At 39.2% G+C, this 20,865-nt stretch carries 9 protein-coding genes and 3 tRNA genes; all 12 read right to left on the minus strand.

Annotation, left to right across the window (positions count from 1 at the left end; genetic code table 11):
- Positions 1-529: 529 nt before the first annotated feature.
- The 12 genes from ACDF53_RS01230 to ACDF53_RS01285 all read right to left on the minus strand — a co-directional run bounded on the left by ACDF53_RS01230 (position 530) and on the right by ACDF53_RS01285 (position 20,772).
- Positions 530-10,456: an ESPR-type extended signal peptide-containing protein gene (locus ACDF53_RS01230; protein WP_370815240.1), complete on the minus strand. Its 9,927-nt coding sequence runs from the start codon at positions 10,454-10,456 to the stop codon at positions 530-532.
- A 566-nt stretch (positions 10,457-11,022) separates the two neighbouring features.
- On the minus strand, positions 11,023-12,054 hold the full coding sequence (locus ACDF53_RS01235; protein WP_370815241.1) for a biotin-dependent carboxyltransferase family protein: 1,032 nt from the start codon (positions 12,052-12,054) through the stop codon (positions 11,023-11,025).
- Entirely contained in the window at positions 12,041-12,784 is a 744-nt protein-coding gene (gene pxpB, locus ACDF53_RS01240) for a 5-oxoprolinase subunit PxpB (protein ID WP_316589677.1), read from the minus strand. The genes ACDF53_RS01235 and pxpB overlap by 14 nt, the downstream gene beginning before the upstream one ends.
- A 9-nt stretch (positions 12,785-12,793) precedes the next feature.
- Positions 12,794-13,990: an NRAMP family divalent metal transporter gene (locus tag ACDF53_RS01245; RefSeq protein ID WP_370815242.1), complete on the minus strand. Its 1,197-nt coding sequence runs from the start codon at positions 13,988-13,990 to the stop codon at positions 12,794-12,796.
- Positions 13,991-14,045: 55 nt separating this feature from the next.
- Positions 14,046-14,813 (minus strand): LamB/YcsF family protein, encoded by a 768-nt coding sequence (locus ACDF53_RS01250; protein WP_370815243.1) that lies wholly within the window; start codon positions 14,811-14,813, stop codon positions 14,046-14,048.
- A gap of 293 nt (positions 14,814-15,106) precedes the next feature.
- The gene (locus ACDF53_RS01255; protein ID WP_370815244.1) at positions 15,107-17,311 is read right to left on the minus strand and encodes an ATP-dependent Clp protease ATP-binding subunit; all 2,205 of its coding nucleotides are present in this window, start codon (positions 17,309-17,311) and stop codon (positions 15,107-15,109) included.
- A gap of 303 nt (positions 17,312-17,614) precedes the next feature.
- Positions 17,615-18,031, minus strand: coding sequence for a hypothetical protein (locus ACDF53_RS01260; protein WP_370815245.1), 417 nt, complete (start codon positions 18,029-18,031; stop codon positions 17,615-17,617).
- Positions 18,032-18,136: 105 nt separating this feature from the next.
- Positions 18,137-18,814, minus strand: a complete 678-nt coding sequence (locus ACDF53_RS01265; RefSeq protein WP_370815246.1) for a type I restriction enzyme HsdR N-terminal domain-containing protein — start codon at positions 18,812-18,814, stop codon at positions 18,137-18,139.
- A 134-nt stretch (positions 18,815-18,948) separates the two neighbouring features.
- Positions 18,949-19,025, minus strand: a tRNA-Arg gene (locus ACDF53_RS01270).
- A 97-nt stretch (positions 19,026-19,122) separates the two neighbouring features.
- Positions 19,123-19,196: transfer RNA gene (locus ACDF53_RS01275), tRNA-Gly, on the minus strand.
- Between the two features lie 9 nt (positions 19,197-19,205).
- A tRNA-Pro gene (locus ACDF53_RS01280) sits at positions 19,206-19,282 on the minus strand.
- A gap of 284 nt (positions 19,283-19,566) precedes the next feature.
- Positions 19,567-20,772, minus strand: a complete 1,206-nt coding sequence (locus tag ACDF53_RS01285; RefSeq protein WP_295869066.1) for an NADP-dependent malic enzyme — start codon at positions 20,770-20,772, stop codon at positions 19,567-19,569.
- Positions 20,773-20,865: the final 93 nt, after the last annotated feature.

Here is a 20,865-nt window from a genome sequence, read left to right on the forward strand (position 1 = left end):
TCTCAAAAAACTATATATTATCTATCACAAATACTAAGTTACAATAATCGTATTTTGTCGAATTTATTTCAATTATTATTTTCGACTATATTTCATAATTTTATCACAGTTTACTATTTCCATTCAAGAAATCGCATTAAAAATCAGAATATTTAATAGCTAATCAATCTTTTTCGAAGAATGTATAAGTATAGGTAATATATGGGTTGCCATCTTCATCTAATGCATTTCAAGCTAATAAATACACATTTTTTATTAATATTAATGTATAAACATTATCTCAAGAAATTTATGAAAGTAAAATGATTTAATTTTAGTATGTGTATTTTTTATCTCATACAAACTTATGTAAATATAATTTTATATTTCACGCAATTAAAATCATTATTTTTATGAAAATTATATAACTTTTAACTTTTAGATAAACTTAGTAATAAAAAAGCCACCACTCATAAAGAGTGGTGGCTTTCACCATATACATATTCATACATGAATATATACAAATATGTAACGATATATACATCTAAAATTATGCTTTTGCAGCTAATAATTTATCAACCGCAGCTTTTAATGCATCAATTTCAGATTGTTGTTGATCAAGCTTAGCCTTGTAAGATTCATTTTCTGTACGCAATTGAGTCATTTCATCTTGCATTACATAAATGGAACTAATAGGGCCTGCTTTATAACGATCAGGAATATTTTTCTTTTCTGGGCTAGAACCAAATTTATGAGTCACACCAGCATTTACCATATTATGGTTACCACCAAGAGAAACACCTACATTAAACATAGTATTTTCATTAGTATAATGAGCTAGGCCAAGAGCCGCTGCCGTTTCCCCATGATAATTGCCTACACCCGCCATAACTTGAGTTGGCTCTAATGGATCATATTGAATTGGTTTTAACGCTGCCATCGCAGCCGCATGAGCACCTACACGTTGCGTTTCCGTAGCAACCTTGCTAATTTCTTGACGAAGTTGCGTTGTATTACCCGCATTATTTTGAGTCATTTGATTGATAGCATCAGCAACATTGTCTGCAGTTGCAAGATCATTACCACTAGCTGTAGCATGACCATTTGCGACGGAAATAGTCGATGTTTTAGCATCGTATTTCACCACTCCACTAGCTCCTACAGTTGCTTTTGTATGATTACCATCAGTGAAATTAAATCCACTTGTAAGGCTTGTTGTTTGACCATTTACACCATTAGCAGCATAGGCAATATTAACTTTTGATGTATCGAGAGCTAAACCAATACCATTAGTATTTGTTGTAGTCTTAATCATCGTATCGCCAGTGATAGCAAATGTATTACTTTGCAACGTCATAGATTGTGCAGGATTCGTATCCCCTTTGAAAGTTAACGCTGTATTACCAACAGTATTATTTACTTGATTAATTGCTTGTTGCAATTGACCTTCAGTAGCTGCACGATCAGCTTGAATACCACCTGCTGGAGTCCATGTTGTATTGGATAGACCAGTAATGGTATTTGTTGTACCACCTGTAATTGTTATATTACCAGCTTTCACAGTATTACCTTGAACAGTGTCACCTTTCACAGTACCTGCTGCAGTCACATTACCAGATGTAGTTACATTTTTAGCAGTTACATCGCCCGTAGCAGTGATATCCTTAGCAGTTACCGTGCCAGTATTGCCGTCTAATTTAACCTCATTAGCGCCTGTACCAGCTGTTACCGTTGTGAAAGCAACATTGTCTTTTGTCTTATAGGTAATATCCTTGCCAGTACGAGATACTTCCATATTGGATCCAGCTTTGAAGTTAACAGTGTCACCACCGGAAATCGTTTCTGTACCGGTCGTACCATCTGCAGCAAGCTTCCATGCAGATTGAGATACTGCTTTTGCAGTCGCCGCATTAATAGCATCGGCTACATTTTTTGCAGTTGCAAGGCCATCATTTCCAGTTACGGAAGCTTCACCTGTAGCGGCATTACTATTGATGGTTGCACGTTTAGTGGAAATCTCTACAGTACTACCATTCATGTTGGTAGAGATGTAATCCCCAGTAGCACCTTTCACAGCAAAGGATACATCACCATTTTTCAAGGATTGGCTAGACGCAGTGCCTGTATCTGCAGCAAGAGAAATATTTTTATTCGTTGCTACACTAGCATTATTAATCTTATCCTTTGTGGCTGTATCTAGACCCACAGTAATAGTTTTACCACTCACTTCAGTAGTAACACCATCTGTACCTACAACCTTCAACGCGTCATTTTTAAGATTAATAGAACCATTATTATTGCCATCTGTAATATTAAGTACTTGAGCACCTGTCGCTTTAGTAACAGCCGTATTAATCGCAGTATTAACAGCATTTTTTACATCATCTGTTGTAGCTACACCTGCTGTATTTGTAATATTACCATTGCCATCAGTAGACAAAGACCCTCGTGTTACATTAAACTTCACAACGCCATTAGCTGCTACTTCTGCAGTTGTTAATGTACCATCAGTGAATTTAAAACCGTCTTTTAAGGATACAGTTTTAACTGGAGTATCGTTGTTTGCTGTGTAACTAATACTTGTATTCTTAGTCAAGTTAGTAGTCAAATCATTAATCGCACTAGTAACTTTATTATCTACATCGCCAATATTCGCAGCATTCGTAGCTGTAGTACCGCCACTTGCAACATTGGTAATTACTTTATTACCTGCATCAATACCTGTTGTAGTCATAGATGGACCACCTGTTAAACGGAATCCAGTCGTATTCATAGATGCATTCCCCGCTGTGAATGTATTACCACTCACTCCACCTGTTGCACCATCTAAGGTAATAAGGTTAGTACCAGAGCCTACTTTTACAGTATTGGCTGCAGTTACAGAATCTAATGTAAGATCTTTTTTCGTCTTAACCGTAATCTTCTTACCATCTGTACCATCTTGTGTAATCTCGATGTTGTCACCATTAATGAGATCAACCGTATTACCACCAGATACTTTTGTAGCTGTACCACCATTAGTAGAAATATTCCATGCAGAACCATCTTTAGCAGATGTCACAGCTTTAGTAATCGCATCATTCACAACAGTTTTCATGTTATCTGCAGTTACTACACCGCTATCAGTTACATTTAGAGAGCCATCTGCAGCATTACTTAATTCACCTTTTTTGACAGTTACTTTTACAGTATCTGTAGTAGCGCTAGTAGATACTAAATCGCCATCACCCGCTACTTTGAACGCTAAACCACCAGATTTATTGAGTGCTTGTGCTGTTGTATCTGTAGAATCTGCTTTTAATGTAAATGTATTATTACCTAATGTGCCCAACGAGGTAGTTGCATCACTAATTTTTTGATTTAATACGGTGTTTGCATTATTAATAGCAGCCGCTACATCGCTCGCCTTAGCTACACCAGCTGTAGCACTAGTTGTACCATCGGACTTATTAGTAAATGTACCTTGTGCTACATCAACAGTAATCGTTTGACCATTCAAAGACGCAGTCGCAGCACCTGTACCTGCTACTGTTAATTTTTGAGTTTTAAGGTTAACGGAGCTATCTGTACCACCTGCAGAAATATCAAGTTTTTGAGTACCAGTAGCATTATCTACCGCTTTTGTAATAGCTGTATTAACTGCATTTTTTACATCGTCGGTTGTAGCTACACCTGCGGTATTTGTGATATTACCATTGCTATCAGTAGACAAAGAACCTTGCGTTACATTGAACTTCACAATACCATTAGCTGCTACTTCTGCAGTTGTTAATGTACCATTAGTAAAGTTAAATCCATCTTTTAAGGACACAGTTTGACCAGGAGTAGCAGTATTTGCTGTGTAAGCAATATTGGTATTCTTAGTTAAATTAGTTGTTAAATCATTAATAGCAGTTGTAACCTTAGTATTCACATCACCAATAGTAGCGGCATTAGTAGCAACTGTGCCACCGCTTATCATATTAGTAATTTGTTTACCGCCTGCATCAATACCAGCAGTAGTAACAGATGGGCCCCCTGTTACACGGAATCCAGTTGTATTCATAGAGGCATTACCAGCTGTAAATGTATTACCACTTACTGCGCCAGTTGTACCATCTAAGGTAATAAGGTTAGTACCAGAGCCTACTTTTACAGTATTAGCTGCAGTTACAGAATCTAATGTAAGATCTTTTTTCGTTTTAACAGTGATTTTTTTACCATCTGTACCATCTTGTGTAATCTCGATGTTGTCACCATTAATGAGATCAACCGTATTACCACCAGATACTTTTGTAGCGGTACCACCATTAGTAGAAATGTTCCAGGCAGATCCATCTTTAGCAGATGTGACAGCTTTAGTGATAGCATCATTCACAACAGTTTTCATGTTATCTGCAGTTACTACACCGCTATCAGTTACATTTAGAGAGCCATCTGCAGCATTACTTAATTCACCTTTTTTGACAGTTACTTTTACAGTATCTGTAGTAGCGCTAGTAGATACTAAATCGCCATCACCCGCTACTTTGAACGCTAAGCCACCAGATTTATTGAGTGCTTGCGCTGTTGTATCTGTAGAATCTGCTTTTAATGTAAATGTATTATTACCTAATGTGCCCAACGAGGTAGTTGCATCAGTAATTTTTTGACTTAATGCTGTATTAGCATTATTAATTGCTGATGCTACATCCGCAGCTTTAGCCACACCAGCTGTAGCACTGGTTGTACCATCAGACTTATTAGTAAATGTACCTTGTGCTACATCAACAGTAATCGTTTGACCATTCACAGTTGCTGTCGCAGCACCTGTACCTGCTACTGTTAATTTTTGAGTTTTAAGGTTAACGGAACTATCTGTGCCACCTGTGGAAATATCAAGTTTTTGATTGCCTGTTGCATTATTCACCGCTGTGCTAACCGCACTATTCACAGCACTTGCTACATCAGCAGTTGTTGCTACACCGGCTGTACCAGCAGATACAGTACCATTGGTATCCGTAGATAATGCCCCTTGCGTTACATTAAACTTCACAACGCCACTAGCGCCTACTTCTGCAGTTGTTAATGTACCATTAGTGAAATTAAATCCATCTGCCAAGGATACTGTTTGACCGCCCGCATTATTTGCTTTATAAGCAATTGTCGTATTTTTACCTAGGTTAGTAGTCAAACTAGAAATAGCCGCATTGATATCACCAATATTCGCAGCATTCGTAGCTGTAGTACCACCACTTGCTACGTTAGTGATTTGTTTACTACCTGCATTAATGCCGTTAGTGCCATCAATAGAGATACCACCTACTGTTACTTTATTTGTTGTAATACCAGTGGATCCAATAGTTGTATTTCCACCGATAGTTGCCGTATCAAATGTTACATTTTTAGATGTAGCAATTTTAAAGGTCTTACCAGTTTGGGTAATCTCGATATTGTCACCATCGTTAAATACAACAGTTTCGCCACCCTTTACTTCTTGTTCAGCTTCGCTATTAGCTTTTACTTTGAAACTTGCCGCATCTTTTGCTGCTGTTTTGATTGCTTGTTCGTTAACCGTTAAGGTAATGTCATTGCCAGACGCTGCTGTTGTAATAAATTTATTATCACCTTTTACAGATAATGTATCACTCTTAAGGTTAACAGAACCAGTAGCTGTAGTGTCACCACCAATTTTAAGAGCTTGGGTACCTGTCGCATTATCTACTGCTTTAGTAATCGCTGTGTTAACAGCAGTTGCCATATCATTAGCATCAACCACACCAGCAGTACCTGTTAAGGCCCCAGTTGCCGCATTAGCTGCTAATGTACCTTTGGCTACATCAACGGTAATCGTTTGACCATTCACAGTTGCTTTGGCAGCACCTGTGCCAACAACTTTTAATTTTTCAGTCTTTAAGTTAACAGTACCATTATTCGTGCCATCTGTAACACCAAGATTTGTAGATAAATTAGCTACAGCATCATTAGCAATAGTCTTAACATCGCCAATGTTAGCAACATTACTATTATCTGCATTGCTATTCGCCACGATACCTGTGCCTACATTAGTAATCGCCTTATTACCAGCATTAATACCTGCAGTTTTGTCAATAGATAAGCCACCTACTGTTACCTTATCTGTTGTAATACCAGTTCCAGTAATAGCAGTTGTACCATTAGTTAATCCAGATGTATTAATTACAGTATTGCCTGCAGTCACAGAGTCTACAGTAAGGTCTTTTTTCGTCTTAACCGTAATCTTCTTACCATCTGTACCATCTTGTGTAATCTCGATGTTGTCACCATTAATGAGATCAACCGTATTACCACCAGACACTTTTGTAGCTGTACCACCATTAGTAGAAATGTTCCATGCAGATCCATCTTTAGCAGATGTGACAGCTTTAGTGATAGCATCATTCACAACAGTTTTCATGTTATCTGCAGTTACTACACCGCTATCAGTTACATTTAGAGAGCCATCTGCAGCATTACTTAATTCACCTTTTTTGACAGTTACTTTTACAGTATCTGTAGTAGCGCTAGTAGATACTAAATCGCCATCACCCGCTACTTTGAACGCTAAGCTACCAGATTTATTGAGTGCTTGCGCTGTTGTATCTGTAGAATCTGCTTTTAATGTAAATGTATTATTACCTAATGTGCCCAACGAGGTAGTTGCATCAGTAATTTTTTGACTTAATGCTGTATTAGCATTATTAATTGCTGATGCTACATCCGCAGCTTTAGCCACACCAGCTGTAGCACTGGTTGTACCATCAGACTTATTAGTAAATGTACCTTGTGCTACATCAACAGTAATCGTTTGACCATTCAAAGACGCTGTCGCAGCACCTGTACCTGCTACCGTTAATTTTTGAGTTTTAAGGTTAACGGAGCTATCTGTACCACCTGCAGAAATATCAAGTTTTTGAGTACCAGTAGCATTATCTACAGCTTTTGTAATAGCTGTATTAACTGCAGTTTTTACATCATCTGTTGTAGCTACACCTGCCGTATTTGTAATATTACCATTGCCATCAGTAGACAAAGAACCTTGCGTTACATTAAACTTCACAACACCATTAGCTGCTACTTCTGCAGTTGTTAATGTACCATTAGTGAAATTAAATCCATCTGCTAAGGATACTGTTTGACCGCCTGCATTATTTGCTTTATAAGCAATGGTCGTATTCTTACCTAGATTAGTAGTCAAACTAGAAATAGCCGCATTGATATCACCAATATTCGCTGCATTCGTAGCTGTTGTGCCACCACTTGCTACGTTAGTGATTTGTTTACCACCTGCATTGATGCCATTAGTGCCATCAATAGAGACACCACCTACTGTTACTTTATTAGTTGTAATACCAGTGGATCCAATAGTTGTATTTACACCGATTGTTGCAGTATCAAATGTTACATTTTTAGCTGTAGCAATTGTAAAGGTCTTACCAGTTTGGGTAATCTCGATATTGTCGCCATTATTAAAGGTAACAGTTTCTCCACCTTTTACTTCTTGTTCAGCTCCACTATTAGCTTTTACTTTGAAGGAAGCCGCATCTTTTGCTGCTGTTTTGATTGCTTGTTCATCAACCGATAAAGTAATGTCATTACCAGATGCTGCGGTTTTAATAAATTTATTATCACCTTTTACGGATAATGTATCACTCTTAAGGTTAACAGAACCAGTAGCTGCAGTGTCACCACCAATTTTAAGAGCTTGGTTGCCTGTAGCATTATCCACTGCTTTAGTAATCGCTGTATTAACAGCAGTTGCCATATCATTAGCATCAACCACACCAGCAGTACCTGTTAAGGCCCCAGTTGCCGCATTAGCTACTAATGTACCTTTTGCTACATCAACTGTAATGGTTTGGCCATTCACAGTTGCTTTGGCAGCACCTGTGCCAACAACTTTTAATTTTTCAGTCTTTAAGTTAACAGTACCATTATTCGTGCCATCTGTAACACCAAGGTTTGTGGACAAATTAGCTACAGCATCATTAGCGATAGTCTTAACATCACCAATGTTAGCTACATTGCTATTATCTGCATTGCTATTAGCCACGATACCTGTGCCTACATTAGTAATAGCCTTATTACCTGCGTTAATGCCATTAGTTCCATCAATAGAAATAGTGCCTACAGTCACCTTATTAGTTGTAACTCCTGTAGATCCGATAGTTGTATTTCCACCGATAGTTGCTGTATCAAATGTTACATTTTTAGATGTACCAATTGTAAATGTCTTACCATTTTGGGTAATTGCGATATTATCACCATTGTTGAAAGCAACTGTATCGCCACCTTTAACATCTTGTGCAGCAGTAGCATTAGCTTTCACCTTGAATGATGACGCATCCTTAGCCGCATCCTTAATTGCTTGTTCATTGATGGTCAATGTTACATCATTACCAGTTGCTTTAGTTGTAAGATATGTAGAATTACCACTCTTAACACCAAAGTTAACATTACCTGAGCTCAATGATTTAGCCGTTGTAGTACCTGTATCACCACCAAGAGAAATCGTACGAGATACAGCAGTAGCAGAATCAGTAATCGATTGCTTTGTTGCCGTATTAAGATCAAAGGATACTTGACCATTCGCCCCTACTGTTGCCGTAGTAGTTGTACCATTTGTAAAGTTTAAACCATCAGATAGTTTAACTGAATTATTACCTGCACCATTAGCTTTATATTTAATGGTTTGAGCTGCATTAGCATCATTAATAGCCGTAGCTACATTAGCAGCATTAGCCAATCCTTTAGATGCACTAGCAGTACCATTAGTATCAACGCTAATATCTTTTATTTTACCAGAAATAGTTAATTTACCAGTACTACCTGAAGTAGCAATATAATCAGTATCACCATTTACACTTAACGTATTAGTTAAATTAACATCCCCAGCATTACCATCTGTAGTAAAAGCTAAATTTAATGCTTTTAATTGTGCTACATTAACTGCATCTGTATCGTTTGTACCGGCTGCTACACCTGTAATTTGACGTGTATTTGTGCCATCACCAACTGCTACGGCCCCCCAAGTACTAGTTAATGTATTACCAGATAAATTTGTATATGGATCATTACGACTTGCATGAGGATCAAAGCCTGCAGTGCCACTACCTACATTAGCTTTTGAACCGGAACCTAAGGCTACTCCGTTGTCAACAGTAGCACTTGCACCATTACCAAGAGCCAATGATCCCTCATTCGCAGCTGATGTGTTCATACCAAATGCGGAAGAATACTTTCCAGAGGCATTCGCTAATGGACCAACAGCAGTCGAACTTAAACCGCTAGCGGTTGTTTTACGGCCGAGAGCAATGGCACTTTCAGCAGTGGCAGACACGTCAGTACCAATTGCTACAGTATTAGTTTGAGTCGCTTTCGTATTATAACCAAAACCAATAGATGTAGAACCAGAAGCATTAGATTTTCTACCTATTGCAATAGCATCGGTATTAGACGCAGTTGCATCTGTACCAATTGCTGTTGCATCTTGTGAGGTTGCTTGTGTGGCACGACCAATAGCAATAGCATTTTTGGCCGTTGCCTTAACTTGTTTTGCAGGAATAACACCAAATGCATCAGTTCCTGCACCAATAGCAACAGAACCTTCACCTTCAGAATTCACACTATAACCAATACCTGTAGCATATTGAGCAGTCGAATTAATAGTTGAGCCTAATGCAACAGTCTGATTTCCAGACGCAGTTGCATAGTAACCTACGGCCGTAGCAGCACCACCACTAGCAGTACTTGTATAACCAAAAGCATTATCATATTGTTTTTTTGCTTTTGTATCATTACCTACAGCAGTAGCATTATGACCTGTAACAGATGCACCAGAACCTACGGCTGTCGCATTTTGCTTTGTTACATTCGCATTAGTACCAATCGCAAGGGCATTTAATTCACTCGCTTCAGATTCACTACCAATGGAAACAGCATTTTGGGAACTTGCTTTCGATTTGTAGCCCATAGCAACTGCTGATTCCCCATTAGCAGTTGTATTAGTACCAAATGCCATTGAATAGTTTTGCCCCGCTTGTGCACCGGCACCAACAGAAACAGCATATGTTCCTGACGCGGACGCTACTCTATCAGCATCTCCCGTTTTATATTGTTCAGCAGTCGTCCCCAAAACAAGCGCACCATAGCCTGAACCAGTTGATCCCCAACCTATAGATACAGCATTTTGCTGACTACTAGTATCACTACCAATAGCTATAGCACCATTTTCGTTAGCAGTGGCACCACCAATAGCTATTGCATTATTGCCCCATGCGCTAGCAGTAATACCGCCACCGGCAGAAATAGCAATCCCTTTTGTAGTACTAGGGCCCCAAGAACCACCAGCCTCAACTTGCATGGCCTGCCCAGCCATCAATGCCGCCAAAATACTAGCCACAACAATTTTCTTTTTCCCTGTTGTATTCTTTGCCAATTCAGATACTACAACATAGCATTGTTTCGACTTAGACCAAATAACTTTAAAGATTTTATTCATTTTCGCTTCCTTTTTGCTAACTAACCTCTCAACTACATGAAATATATTTTCAAAAACATAATGAAGTTTAGCTCTTTGTAGAGTAATAAAATCCATTAACTTCTAAAAAACTATGAATTTGATTTCATTATTCTATCATACTCTCCTCATATTTCTCAATTGTAAATTATACGGATTAAGAATATTTAATTCCTATTTCGAATTTTGTCTATTTCTATTTTTTTGCTTGTATTTACTATGCTCTATATAAATTCTTCATGTATTTTAATTCATATCGTATGTATTTTCATTATATGTAGTATTTCTGTCATTCTCATTATTAATCCGTTATTGATTTTACACAACTTAAGCTATACCAAATTGGTTCATTTTATCCTCATTTTTTATAGAAGATTTTTGTTTAAGAAAATATATCGATATATTTTTAAGTAATCAGATAAATTATTTAATATTGATTTATACTTCATGCACAAAAAAGCCACTCCTTACTACAAGGAGTGGCTTTCATAAAATACATATACATACAAAATTATGCGTAAACTTATAAATCAGTCGTTTTTTACGTATTATATTGTTGTTTTCAGAGAAAATACAAATGTACTTTGTACAGAAGCTAAGTTAATTTTGCTATGCAAATTTTGCATATATGCCCTATACATCTCTTGTGCCTCTTCCACAGATACAATATCAAAGGTAATTCCATCCCCAATAGGCAATTGGCTCAATCTAGGCAAATCAGCGGTAATAACGGTACCGATTTTCGTATAGCCCCCCGTCGTTTGCCGATCAGCCATGAGTATAATGGGATTGCCATCAGATGGGACTTGAATGGATCCAAACACAGCGCCATCGGAGATGATATCGGCGCCGTCGATGTGTTCAACAGGGGCTCCATCTAACCTAAATCCCATGCGGTCGCATTGAATGGTTAATGTATAGAGTTCACTGCTAAAATTGCGAATACCCGTTTCTGTAAAGTACTTAGCTTGCGAGCCCAGTACAACGCGCAGCGGTTCATGGCATTCACGGCCGCCCCGATTAAATAGAACCGTATTAAATAAATGATTTGATTCACTAGTATAGTCGCAGATGATAGTATCACGCGTACAGTCCTTTAAACGCACTTCGTCGCCCGCCGCTAAGGGACGTCCCTCAAATCCGCCAATATTCGCTTTCGTGTGCGTCGCTACGCTGCCGTTGATTTCAGGCACGTCGACACCTCCGGCGAAGGAAATATACATGCGCACCCCACATTGGCTAAAGCTGCCAGAGATGACATCGCCGTCATGACAGACAAAAGGAATGTACCGCGGCACCTCCACATTATTAATGGTAGGCTGCATATCGGCACCTGTGAAAGCAACAATACACGTACCTTTCACCTTCAGCGTAGGGCTGAGGACGGTACACTCCAAAGCACCTACGGGTGTCGTATTCCCTACAAGGGCTTGGCCGATAGAATAGCTTTCACCATCCATGGGGCCAGCCACGGGCATACCATATTGTTGAAAGCCTACGCGCCCTCCGTCTTGCACGGTGGTCATCATACCAGGCGCAACCACCTCAAATGACGCATTCTTATATTCACTTACCGCCACGAAGGTCACCTACCTTTACATGATGTACAACGGGCTTAAAAGAAGAGCCCAATTTCTTAATACAGTGGAACGCACTTTCATCAATAGGAACATAGCGCACATAATCGCCCGCCTTAAGAAGGGCCGCCTCTTCACGGGATGCATCGTACATGGACAAAGGCGTGCATCCTATAATTTGCCAGCCACCAGGGGAATCCGACGGATAGGTGCCGGTCTGCTCACCCGCGATACCTACAGATCCTGCCGGAATATGCGTGCGTGGCGAGGACAAGCGAGGTGTAGCGATGCGTGGATCCATGCCACCTAGATACGTAAAGCCCGGAATAAAGCCCATCATATACACGAGATAATCCGTGCCGCTATGAATGCTCACCACATCGGCCTCTGTAAGGTGATTATGAGATGCTACAAATCCAAGGTCTGGACCAAATTCACCACCATAGACGGTCGGTATCTCTACGACCGTCACGAGTTCACTTTCATCAGCACTCATAGGCTGCGTACAGATAGGTTCAAGAATGTGGCACAGTTCAGCATAGGTGTAGCGCAGCGCATCATACTGAATGAGAAGCGCACAATAGGTAGGCACCATCTCAATAATCCCCTCTAAATGGAGGCTTTCAATACCCGCCACAGTCTGACGGATACGCTGATTAATCTTAGGGTCAATAACTTGACCAAATTCGATGGAGATAGCACTATCCCCAACAGGTGAAATTGTGGGATTCATGATGTCCCCCTAACCTAATAATTTCGCAATACCTTGCAAGGATGTAACGCCGATATAAGCAGTCACAAGCACGACAATCCAGCCAGTGTAGAATAAAACCGGATTGTGCTTATAATCCCCTACGATATTCGTCTTACGCGTTGCCAATAACATAACGGCTAAGGTAACAGGCAAGATCAAACCATTCACAGAGCCCGCCACGATTAATAGTGTAGCCGGTTTGCCGATAAAGATAAGAATGCATGTGGACACGAAGATGAATGCCATGATGGTCAATTTTTCATACCGTTCCACCACCTTGAACAAGGTTTTAAGGAAGGAAACCGATGTATAGGCAGCGCCTACAACGGAGGTCAACGCCGCACAGAAGAATACGATACCGAATAGTTTATGGCCGATTTCACCAGCACCAAGTAAGAACGCAGAACCTGCTGGGTCCTTTGGATCTAACGCAAAGCCCATGGATACTACGCCGAGTACGGCTAAGAATAACAATATACGAACAATGGCGTCTACAGACATGCCCATGAAGGCAGCGCGACGCACATCTTTTAAATGTTCACGGCCAGTAATGCCCGCATCAATCAAGCGATGGCCGCCGGAGAATGTAATGTACCCACCTACGGTACCGCCGATAAGGGTAATCGTAGCTAGCCAAGGGTAATTGGTTGGCACAATGGCATGGGTTGCGGCCTCTGCTATAGGAGGATTAGTAGAAAACGCTACATAACCGATGAGTACGAGCATCACTGTGCCCAACACTTTCGCCGTATTATCGAGAACGCCTCCCATTTTAGGGGATGCAAATAATAAAATCCCCAAAATACCACTGATGGCCGCTGCCGTCGTCGTATCGATACCGAATACGATATTAAGGCCCATGGACGCACCGCCAATATTGCCGATATTAAACGCAAGGCCTCCAAGAGAAATCAAGAACGCTACGAAGTAACCAAGCCCTGGCAATACCTTATTCGCAATGTCTTGGCCCCGCATTTGGGATACGCCGATGATGGTCCATACATTGAGCTGTGCAATGATGGAGAAAATAACGGACACCACGATGGCGAACGCAAAATCCGCCTGTAACTGGCCTGTAAACGCCGCCGTTTGTAACATAAATCCTGGCCCAATGGACGACGTGGCCATCAAAAATGCTGCCCCTAAGAGGACAGATAAACTCGCTTTACCTGTAATCGGTTTCATACTGACTCCTTTTATCTATTCTGATTCTATCTACTCTTGTACAATCGATTGTAATCTATCGATTCTGAAAATTCGCTACCACGACACCTGCCTTAGTGAGGCCTTCACGAATATACTTTGTGAAAGCTATTGCTTTTGGATTATCGCCATGGACGCATACGGAATCGGCCACAATATCGATTATTTTACCCGTATTCGTTACGACCTTGCCTTCTTGCACCATCATGAGCACCCGTTCTAATGCCTCTTGCGGGTCTTTTATGAAAGCCCCCTCTTCCGTACGGGGCACCAAGGTACCTTCCTCTGTATAACCTCGGTCTGCAAAAACCTCTTGGATGACAGGGATACCTCGTCGCTCTGCCTCTTTGGCGATATAACTACCGCTGAGCACCATGGCACGAACCTTGGGATTCACCGCTTCCAATCCATCTAACACTGCATCGGCTAGGTCCGGCGTTACACACGCCATATTGTAAAAGGCACCATGCAATTTCATGTGCTGCAACTCTACATCGTACTGATTGCAAAATCCTTGCAACGCACCGAGTTGGTATACCATATAGGCTCGTGCCTCATCAGGGCTAACCGCCATCTTGCGGCGTCCAAAGCCCATTAAATCAGGATATCCCGGATGAGCCCCTACGGCTACACCCTTCTCCTTGCACATCTTAACAGTGGCCTCCATGATGAGAGGATCACCGGCATGCCAACCACAAGCCACATTGGCACTAGTGACGTGATTTAACACCTCACTATCCATGCCCAATGTATAATTGCCAAAGCTTTCACCTAAATCGCTATTTAGATCTATATAATGTGACATCACTATGCTCCTCTCGTTCTTCATTTTTCTTATATGCTTGGTTTTTCTTATATTCTAATTTCCCTTATATTCTTCATCTTTTCTTTAAATTCTATAGAATATAGTAACATGATTATACAAAAAATATTGATAGCTTATCAATGATTTTTGTCATGTATACAAAATTCATATAATAACGCAAAAAAGCACTCGACGTAATGTCGAGTGCTTTCACAATCAATAGGCCTATTGTTATATGTGTGTATATGAAGAGAGTTGTAAGGGATTCAATGAAAGGGTCAATAGCCTACCGATTATTTATTGTCCTTGGATGCAGCATCATCAGCTTGTTTGCTGTGGTCTGCAGATTTATCATCATCAGATTTAGCATCGGATGTGTTAGCAGCATCCTTGTCGCTGATTACAATGTGACCATCTACAACATCAGCAAGCAAGTGTTTTGCATCGATGTGATCCAAGTAGTAATCAGTTACATTGTCACGAATTTCAGATTCAATAACACGACGTAATGGACGAGCGCCCATTGTTTTGTCATAACCTTGTTCCATCAACAAATCTTTAGCTGCATCAGTTACATCTAAGGTAATTTGTTTTTTAGCCAAAGTTTTGTTAACTTGGTCGAGCATCAAATCAACGATTTTCTTCAAATCTTCTTTGCTCAATTGATTGAATTCGATAACTGCATTGAAACGATTCAAGAATTCAGGACGGAAGAATGGAGCAATGCGGTCCATTACATCGACTTTGTTTTCATCGTTATTGTCACTGCCATAACCGAAACCTGCATTAGATGTAGCAATGATAACAGTATTTTTGAAGTTTACTGTGTTACCTTGACCATCTGTTAAGCGACCATCGTCCAATACTTGAAGAAGTAATGTAATAACTTGAGGGTCTGCTTTTTCGATTTCGTCGAATAATACGATGGAATATGGATTACGACGAACGCGTTCAGTCAATGTGTTGGAGTTATCTTCGTAACCAACGTAACCAGCTGTAGCACCAATCAATTTGGAAACTGCTGTGCGATCACTGTATTCGGACATATCCAAGCGGATGATAGCATCTTTGTTACCAAACATATCAAGTGCTAATTGTTTAGCCAATTCTGTTTTACCAACACCAGTAGGACCTACGAATAAGAAGCTACCGATTGGACGGTTACCTTCGTCAAAGCCTGCACGGTTACGACGGATTGCTTTAGATACAGCTTCTACTGCTTTATCTTGACCGATGACATGAGCTTGTAGACGAGATTTCATGTCTTTCAAGCGTTCAATATCGGATGCACCCATTTGAGATACAGGGATACCAGTCATTCTTTCAACGGCTTCCGCTACATCATTAACCTTAGCCACTACCTTTTGGTTTTCAGTGTGATTATCGATTTCTTCTTGCAATTTTTGAATACGCATCTTTTCATTAATAGCGGATTCGTAATCTTCTTTTTGAGCAAACTCTTCTTGTTTTGCTTTAGCTTCTGCAATATCTGCTTCTAATGTTTTAATATCAGTTACAGGATGTTGGGAAGCCAAGTGAGCTGCTGTTACATCGATCAAGTCGATGGCTTTATCTGGTAAGCTACGTTGAGGGATGTATTGTACAGAATAATCTACAGCTGCTTTCAACACAGCATCTGGCAATTCGATATTATGATGCGCTTCATACAATGGACGAATGCCTTGTAAAATTTTGAAAGTATCTTCTGGAGATGGTGCATTTACCTTAACTTCATTGAAACGACGAGCAAGAGCTGCGTTTTTCATGATTGTGTTACGGTATTCATCTTGTGTTGTAGCACCGATAACAGTCATTTCACCACGGGACAAAGCAGGTTTCAAGATATCTGCTAAACCTTTAGAACCTTGACCATCGCCTGTAGAACCAGCGCCCAAGATTTGGTGGATTTCATCGAAGAACAAGATAATGTTACCAGCAGCCTTAACCTCTTTGATAAGGTTTTGGATATTTTCTTCGAAGGAACCACGATATTGAGTACCAGCTTCCAAACCGGAAATATCAATGGAAATGATTTCTTTATTTTTAATAGCTGCAGGAACATCGCCATTAACAATTGCTTGTGCCAAGCCTTCTACTACAGCTGTTTTACCAACACCAGCATCACCTACGAGTACAGGATTGTTTTTAGTACGACGTGCTAAGATTTCTGCTGTTTCTTGGATTTCTTTATTACGGCCAATAACAGGATCGAGTTTACCATCACGAGCTTGTTGAGTTAAGTTTGTACCCAACTTGGCAAGGATACCATCTTGTTTCATTTTACCTTGTTGTGCAGCTTGAGCAGCTTGCATTTCTTCATTAGAAGGTAAACGACCAGTTTGACGATAGAAAGCAAACTCTTCTGGAGTCACTTCACGACCATTAATTTTATAACGACGGTTTTCTGTGGAATAACCACCCATGTTACCCATCAATTGATTGAATAAATCATTCATGCTACCGAAATCGCTACCAAAGTTATTGAAATTGTTGTTCATATAAATTACCTCACTTTTTTACTACAAGTATATCTGTTTGACTTTTTAAGTCTGTTTAATTTCTTGCTTTATTTCTAGGTTTCTTCAACCTTATGACATTATAATAATCTGATTAAGTCAAAAAGTCAATAGGTCAAATTAAAAATTTTTGACTTTTTTTGACTTTTATTTTGACTAATATGATTTATGCACCAAGAATACAGATAAATACTGGGTTTATGGTGGGTAAATAATTTTGAACTTTTGAATTTTTTATATAAAAAACAAAAGACCATTCGATGAATGGTCTTTTTATTAACAATATTACTTTGATTTTTTATATTCTGATCTAAATCCATCACGAAGCACTGCATAGCGTAATAAATTTCTTATAAAGGATTGTACATTAGGATTCCGCCACTCTAACAAACGGGAGTTATCAAGACAACCTAAGTATATTTTATTATCTTTTACTAATTCAGGAGCTCTTTTTTGAACATAAGAAAGTAATTCCTTTTTAGGTAACGCTCCATCTCGACCTCTTGTTATGGCACCATTGTGTGTAATTTCAATCATATTGGTATTGATATCAAACTTACAAAATTTATCCAAATTCAACTGTAATGAATGATGTCTAGTTTCTTTATTTGTTATAGATACATTCAACTGAGTTCTACCAATGCTATTACCCCAATGTGGGTCATTTTCAGTATGTGCGGTAGCACATATACTAATCCCCAAAACCTGATCTTTCCCTTCATAATCCCGGGCTATAAATAAACGTGTCCAGTTTTGATAAGACCCACCTCCTCTGTTTCCAAAAAAAGTAAACCCTCTAAAGCAATCTTACATTACACCTATTTTTTCTAAAATATTCGGAGATGAAATCTTTTTTAATAATAATAAATTTAAAAAATTAAGGTAAAACTCATAGTTTTCTTCAGGACTATCCTCTCCGATATATCCCATATTCAAAAATTTATTTTGCAATCTTTTTGACTTAATATCCTCAAATGTATATGGTTTATCTTTGTTTTCCTTAATAAACCTCACTTTAGATTTTAAAAACTCTTGATAAGTCGGAATTTTATTAACTTCTTTATACCTACCATTCTTAAATTGATAAACCACAGCATTGATACCATTAACAAGCATGATATATTCAGCATCTAATATATCCCGATATCTTATTGCTTGATCTAATACCATATTACATTCAACATCAATATAAGGGGCTTTACACTCTATTACCAATAAAACTTCTTCTTGTTTATCATCACGATAAACTACGATATCAGCTCTTCCCCTTAAACCTTTTTTCACATGGCACATAGGTTCTTCTACACGAATTCGTTCAATAGGTACTCCTAGTCTCTTTTGTAAAAATATAATTGTTTTTTGCCGAACCTCTTCTTCCGGTTTTTTCTGGACTAAAAAATATCTAATGGGATCAAAATAACACTTCTCATCTTGTTTATGTTCTTTAAGTTTTATTAAGTTAAAAATACTCTCGATATTTTTCATACCAATCACCCTTTACACACTTCATCATTTCTTCATTTTCAACATTATATCATATATAAAACTTACTGTCTTTTTGGGACTACTTTATGCATAAAAAAGCGGATAGCTCATTACGAGCTATCCGCTTATTTCTTTGGTGATCCAGGAGGGATTCGAACCCCCGACCCACGGCTTAGAAGGCCGTTGCTCTATCCAACTGAGCTACTGAACCATGTGGATTACCTATATATGTAATTATCTATTATAGTATAAATTATGTACTATATATCGTCAATATTACGTTTTACCCTAAAAAAGGCAAAAAAAAATGGAGCGGGTGAAGGGAATCGAACCCTCGCGACCAGCTTGGAAGGCTGGGGCTCTACCATTGAGCTACACCCGCAAAAAAAAATGGTCGGAGCAGCAGGATTCGAACCTGCGACCCCCTGGTCCCAAGCCAGGTGCGCTACCAAACTGCGCTATGCCCCGTCATTAATTACTTGCTAATTATAGCAAACCTGGTAGTTGATGTCAACCACTACTCTTGCTGAGTTTTTTACTCTTTTGAGTATCGCTCTGCAACGAAAATTATTATATCATCGATACAAAATAGTGACAAGTACTTTTTTACAACTTCATTAATTTTTTAAATTTTATTAGTTTATATGAAAAAACATGCACCTCTTTCGAGATGCATGTCATTATAGTTTATATTATCTTACCGAGTTCTTAAATAGCTATTAAGCCATTAAAGTAAGACTATTACCTATTTATTAACCTTCGTAGCTTCCGTCTTCAACTACTTGAGGTTTTTTAGCGATGCCTTGTTTTACAGCAACATCAGCAACTGCTTTTGCAACAGCTGGAGCTACACGAGGATCGAATACGGATGGCATGATGTTTTCTTCGTTCAATTCGCTATCTGGAATCAAGTGAGCCAATGCGTCAGCTGCAGCCAATTTCATTTCATCAGTGATTTTAGTTGCACGAACATCGATAGCACCGCGGAAGACGCCAGGGAATACTGCTACGTTGTTGATTTGGTTAGGAGCATCGGAACGACCAGTACCAGCGATACGAACGCCAGCTGCTTTCATGTCAGCATATGTTGCTTCTGGGTTAGGGTTAGCCATTGCGAATACGATAGCATCGTCAGCCAAGTTTTCCAAAATTTCTTTTGTGAATACACCTGCTGCAGATACGCCAAGAAGAATGTCAGCGCCTTTAGCGTTTTCAGCCAAGTTGCCATGTTTTTCTTCAAGTTTAAGCAAGTCGATCAATTCGGATTGCAAGGAATCAAGACGTTTGTAGTCTTTGTGCAATACGCCAGAGGATACTAACAATGTAATATCACGAGCGCCTGCAAGGTATAACAAACGAGCGATGTTTGCACCAGCAGCACCAGCACCGTTTACAACGATTTTAGCTGTTGCTAAGTCTTTTTTAACAAGGCGAAGAGCACCTTTAACACCAGCTAAACAAGCGATAGCTGTACCGTGTTGGTCATCATGGAATACAGGGATTTCCAACTCTTCTTTCAAACGGTTTTCGATTTCATAGCATTTAGGAGAAGAAATATCTTCCAAGTTAATGCCAGCAAAGTTTTTTTGCAATAATTTTACAGTGTTGATCAAAGTATCAGCATCTTTTGTATCTACAACCAATGGAATGCAGTCTACATCGCCGAATTTTTTGAACAATAAGGATTTACCTTCCATTACAGGCAATGCTGCTGCAGCGCCGATATCGCCAAGGCCAAGTACACGAGTACCGTCGGATACAACGGCAACCATGTTAGAACGGCAAGTTAATTCGAAGGATTCTGCTTCATTATCTTTAATACGCAAGCATGGTTCTGCTACACCTGGTGTGTAAGCTACAGATAAATCATGAGCGTCTTTTAATTCATATTTAGTTCCTACAGTAAGGAAACCTTTTAATTCACGTTTTTTTTGTACAGCTAATTCACGTACGTCCATAATAATTCTCCTTTGTGGATAAACTCGGACTCTTTTGAGTCGGTATTTAATACCTTTAACTAATTGTATTATACAAAATGATATATAACAATT

The organism is Veillonella sp. (genome assembly GCF_041333735.1).
Classification (GTDB): Bacteria; Bacillota; Negativicutes; order Veillonellales; family Veillonellaceae; genus Veillonella.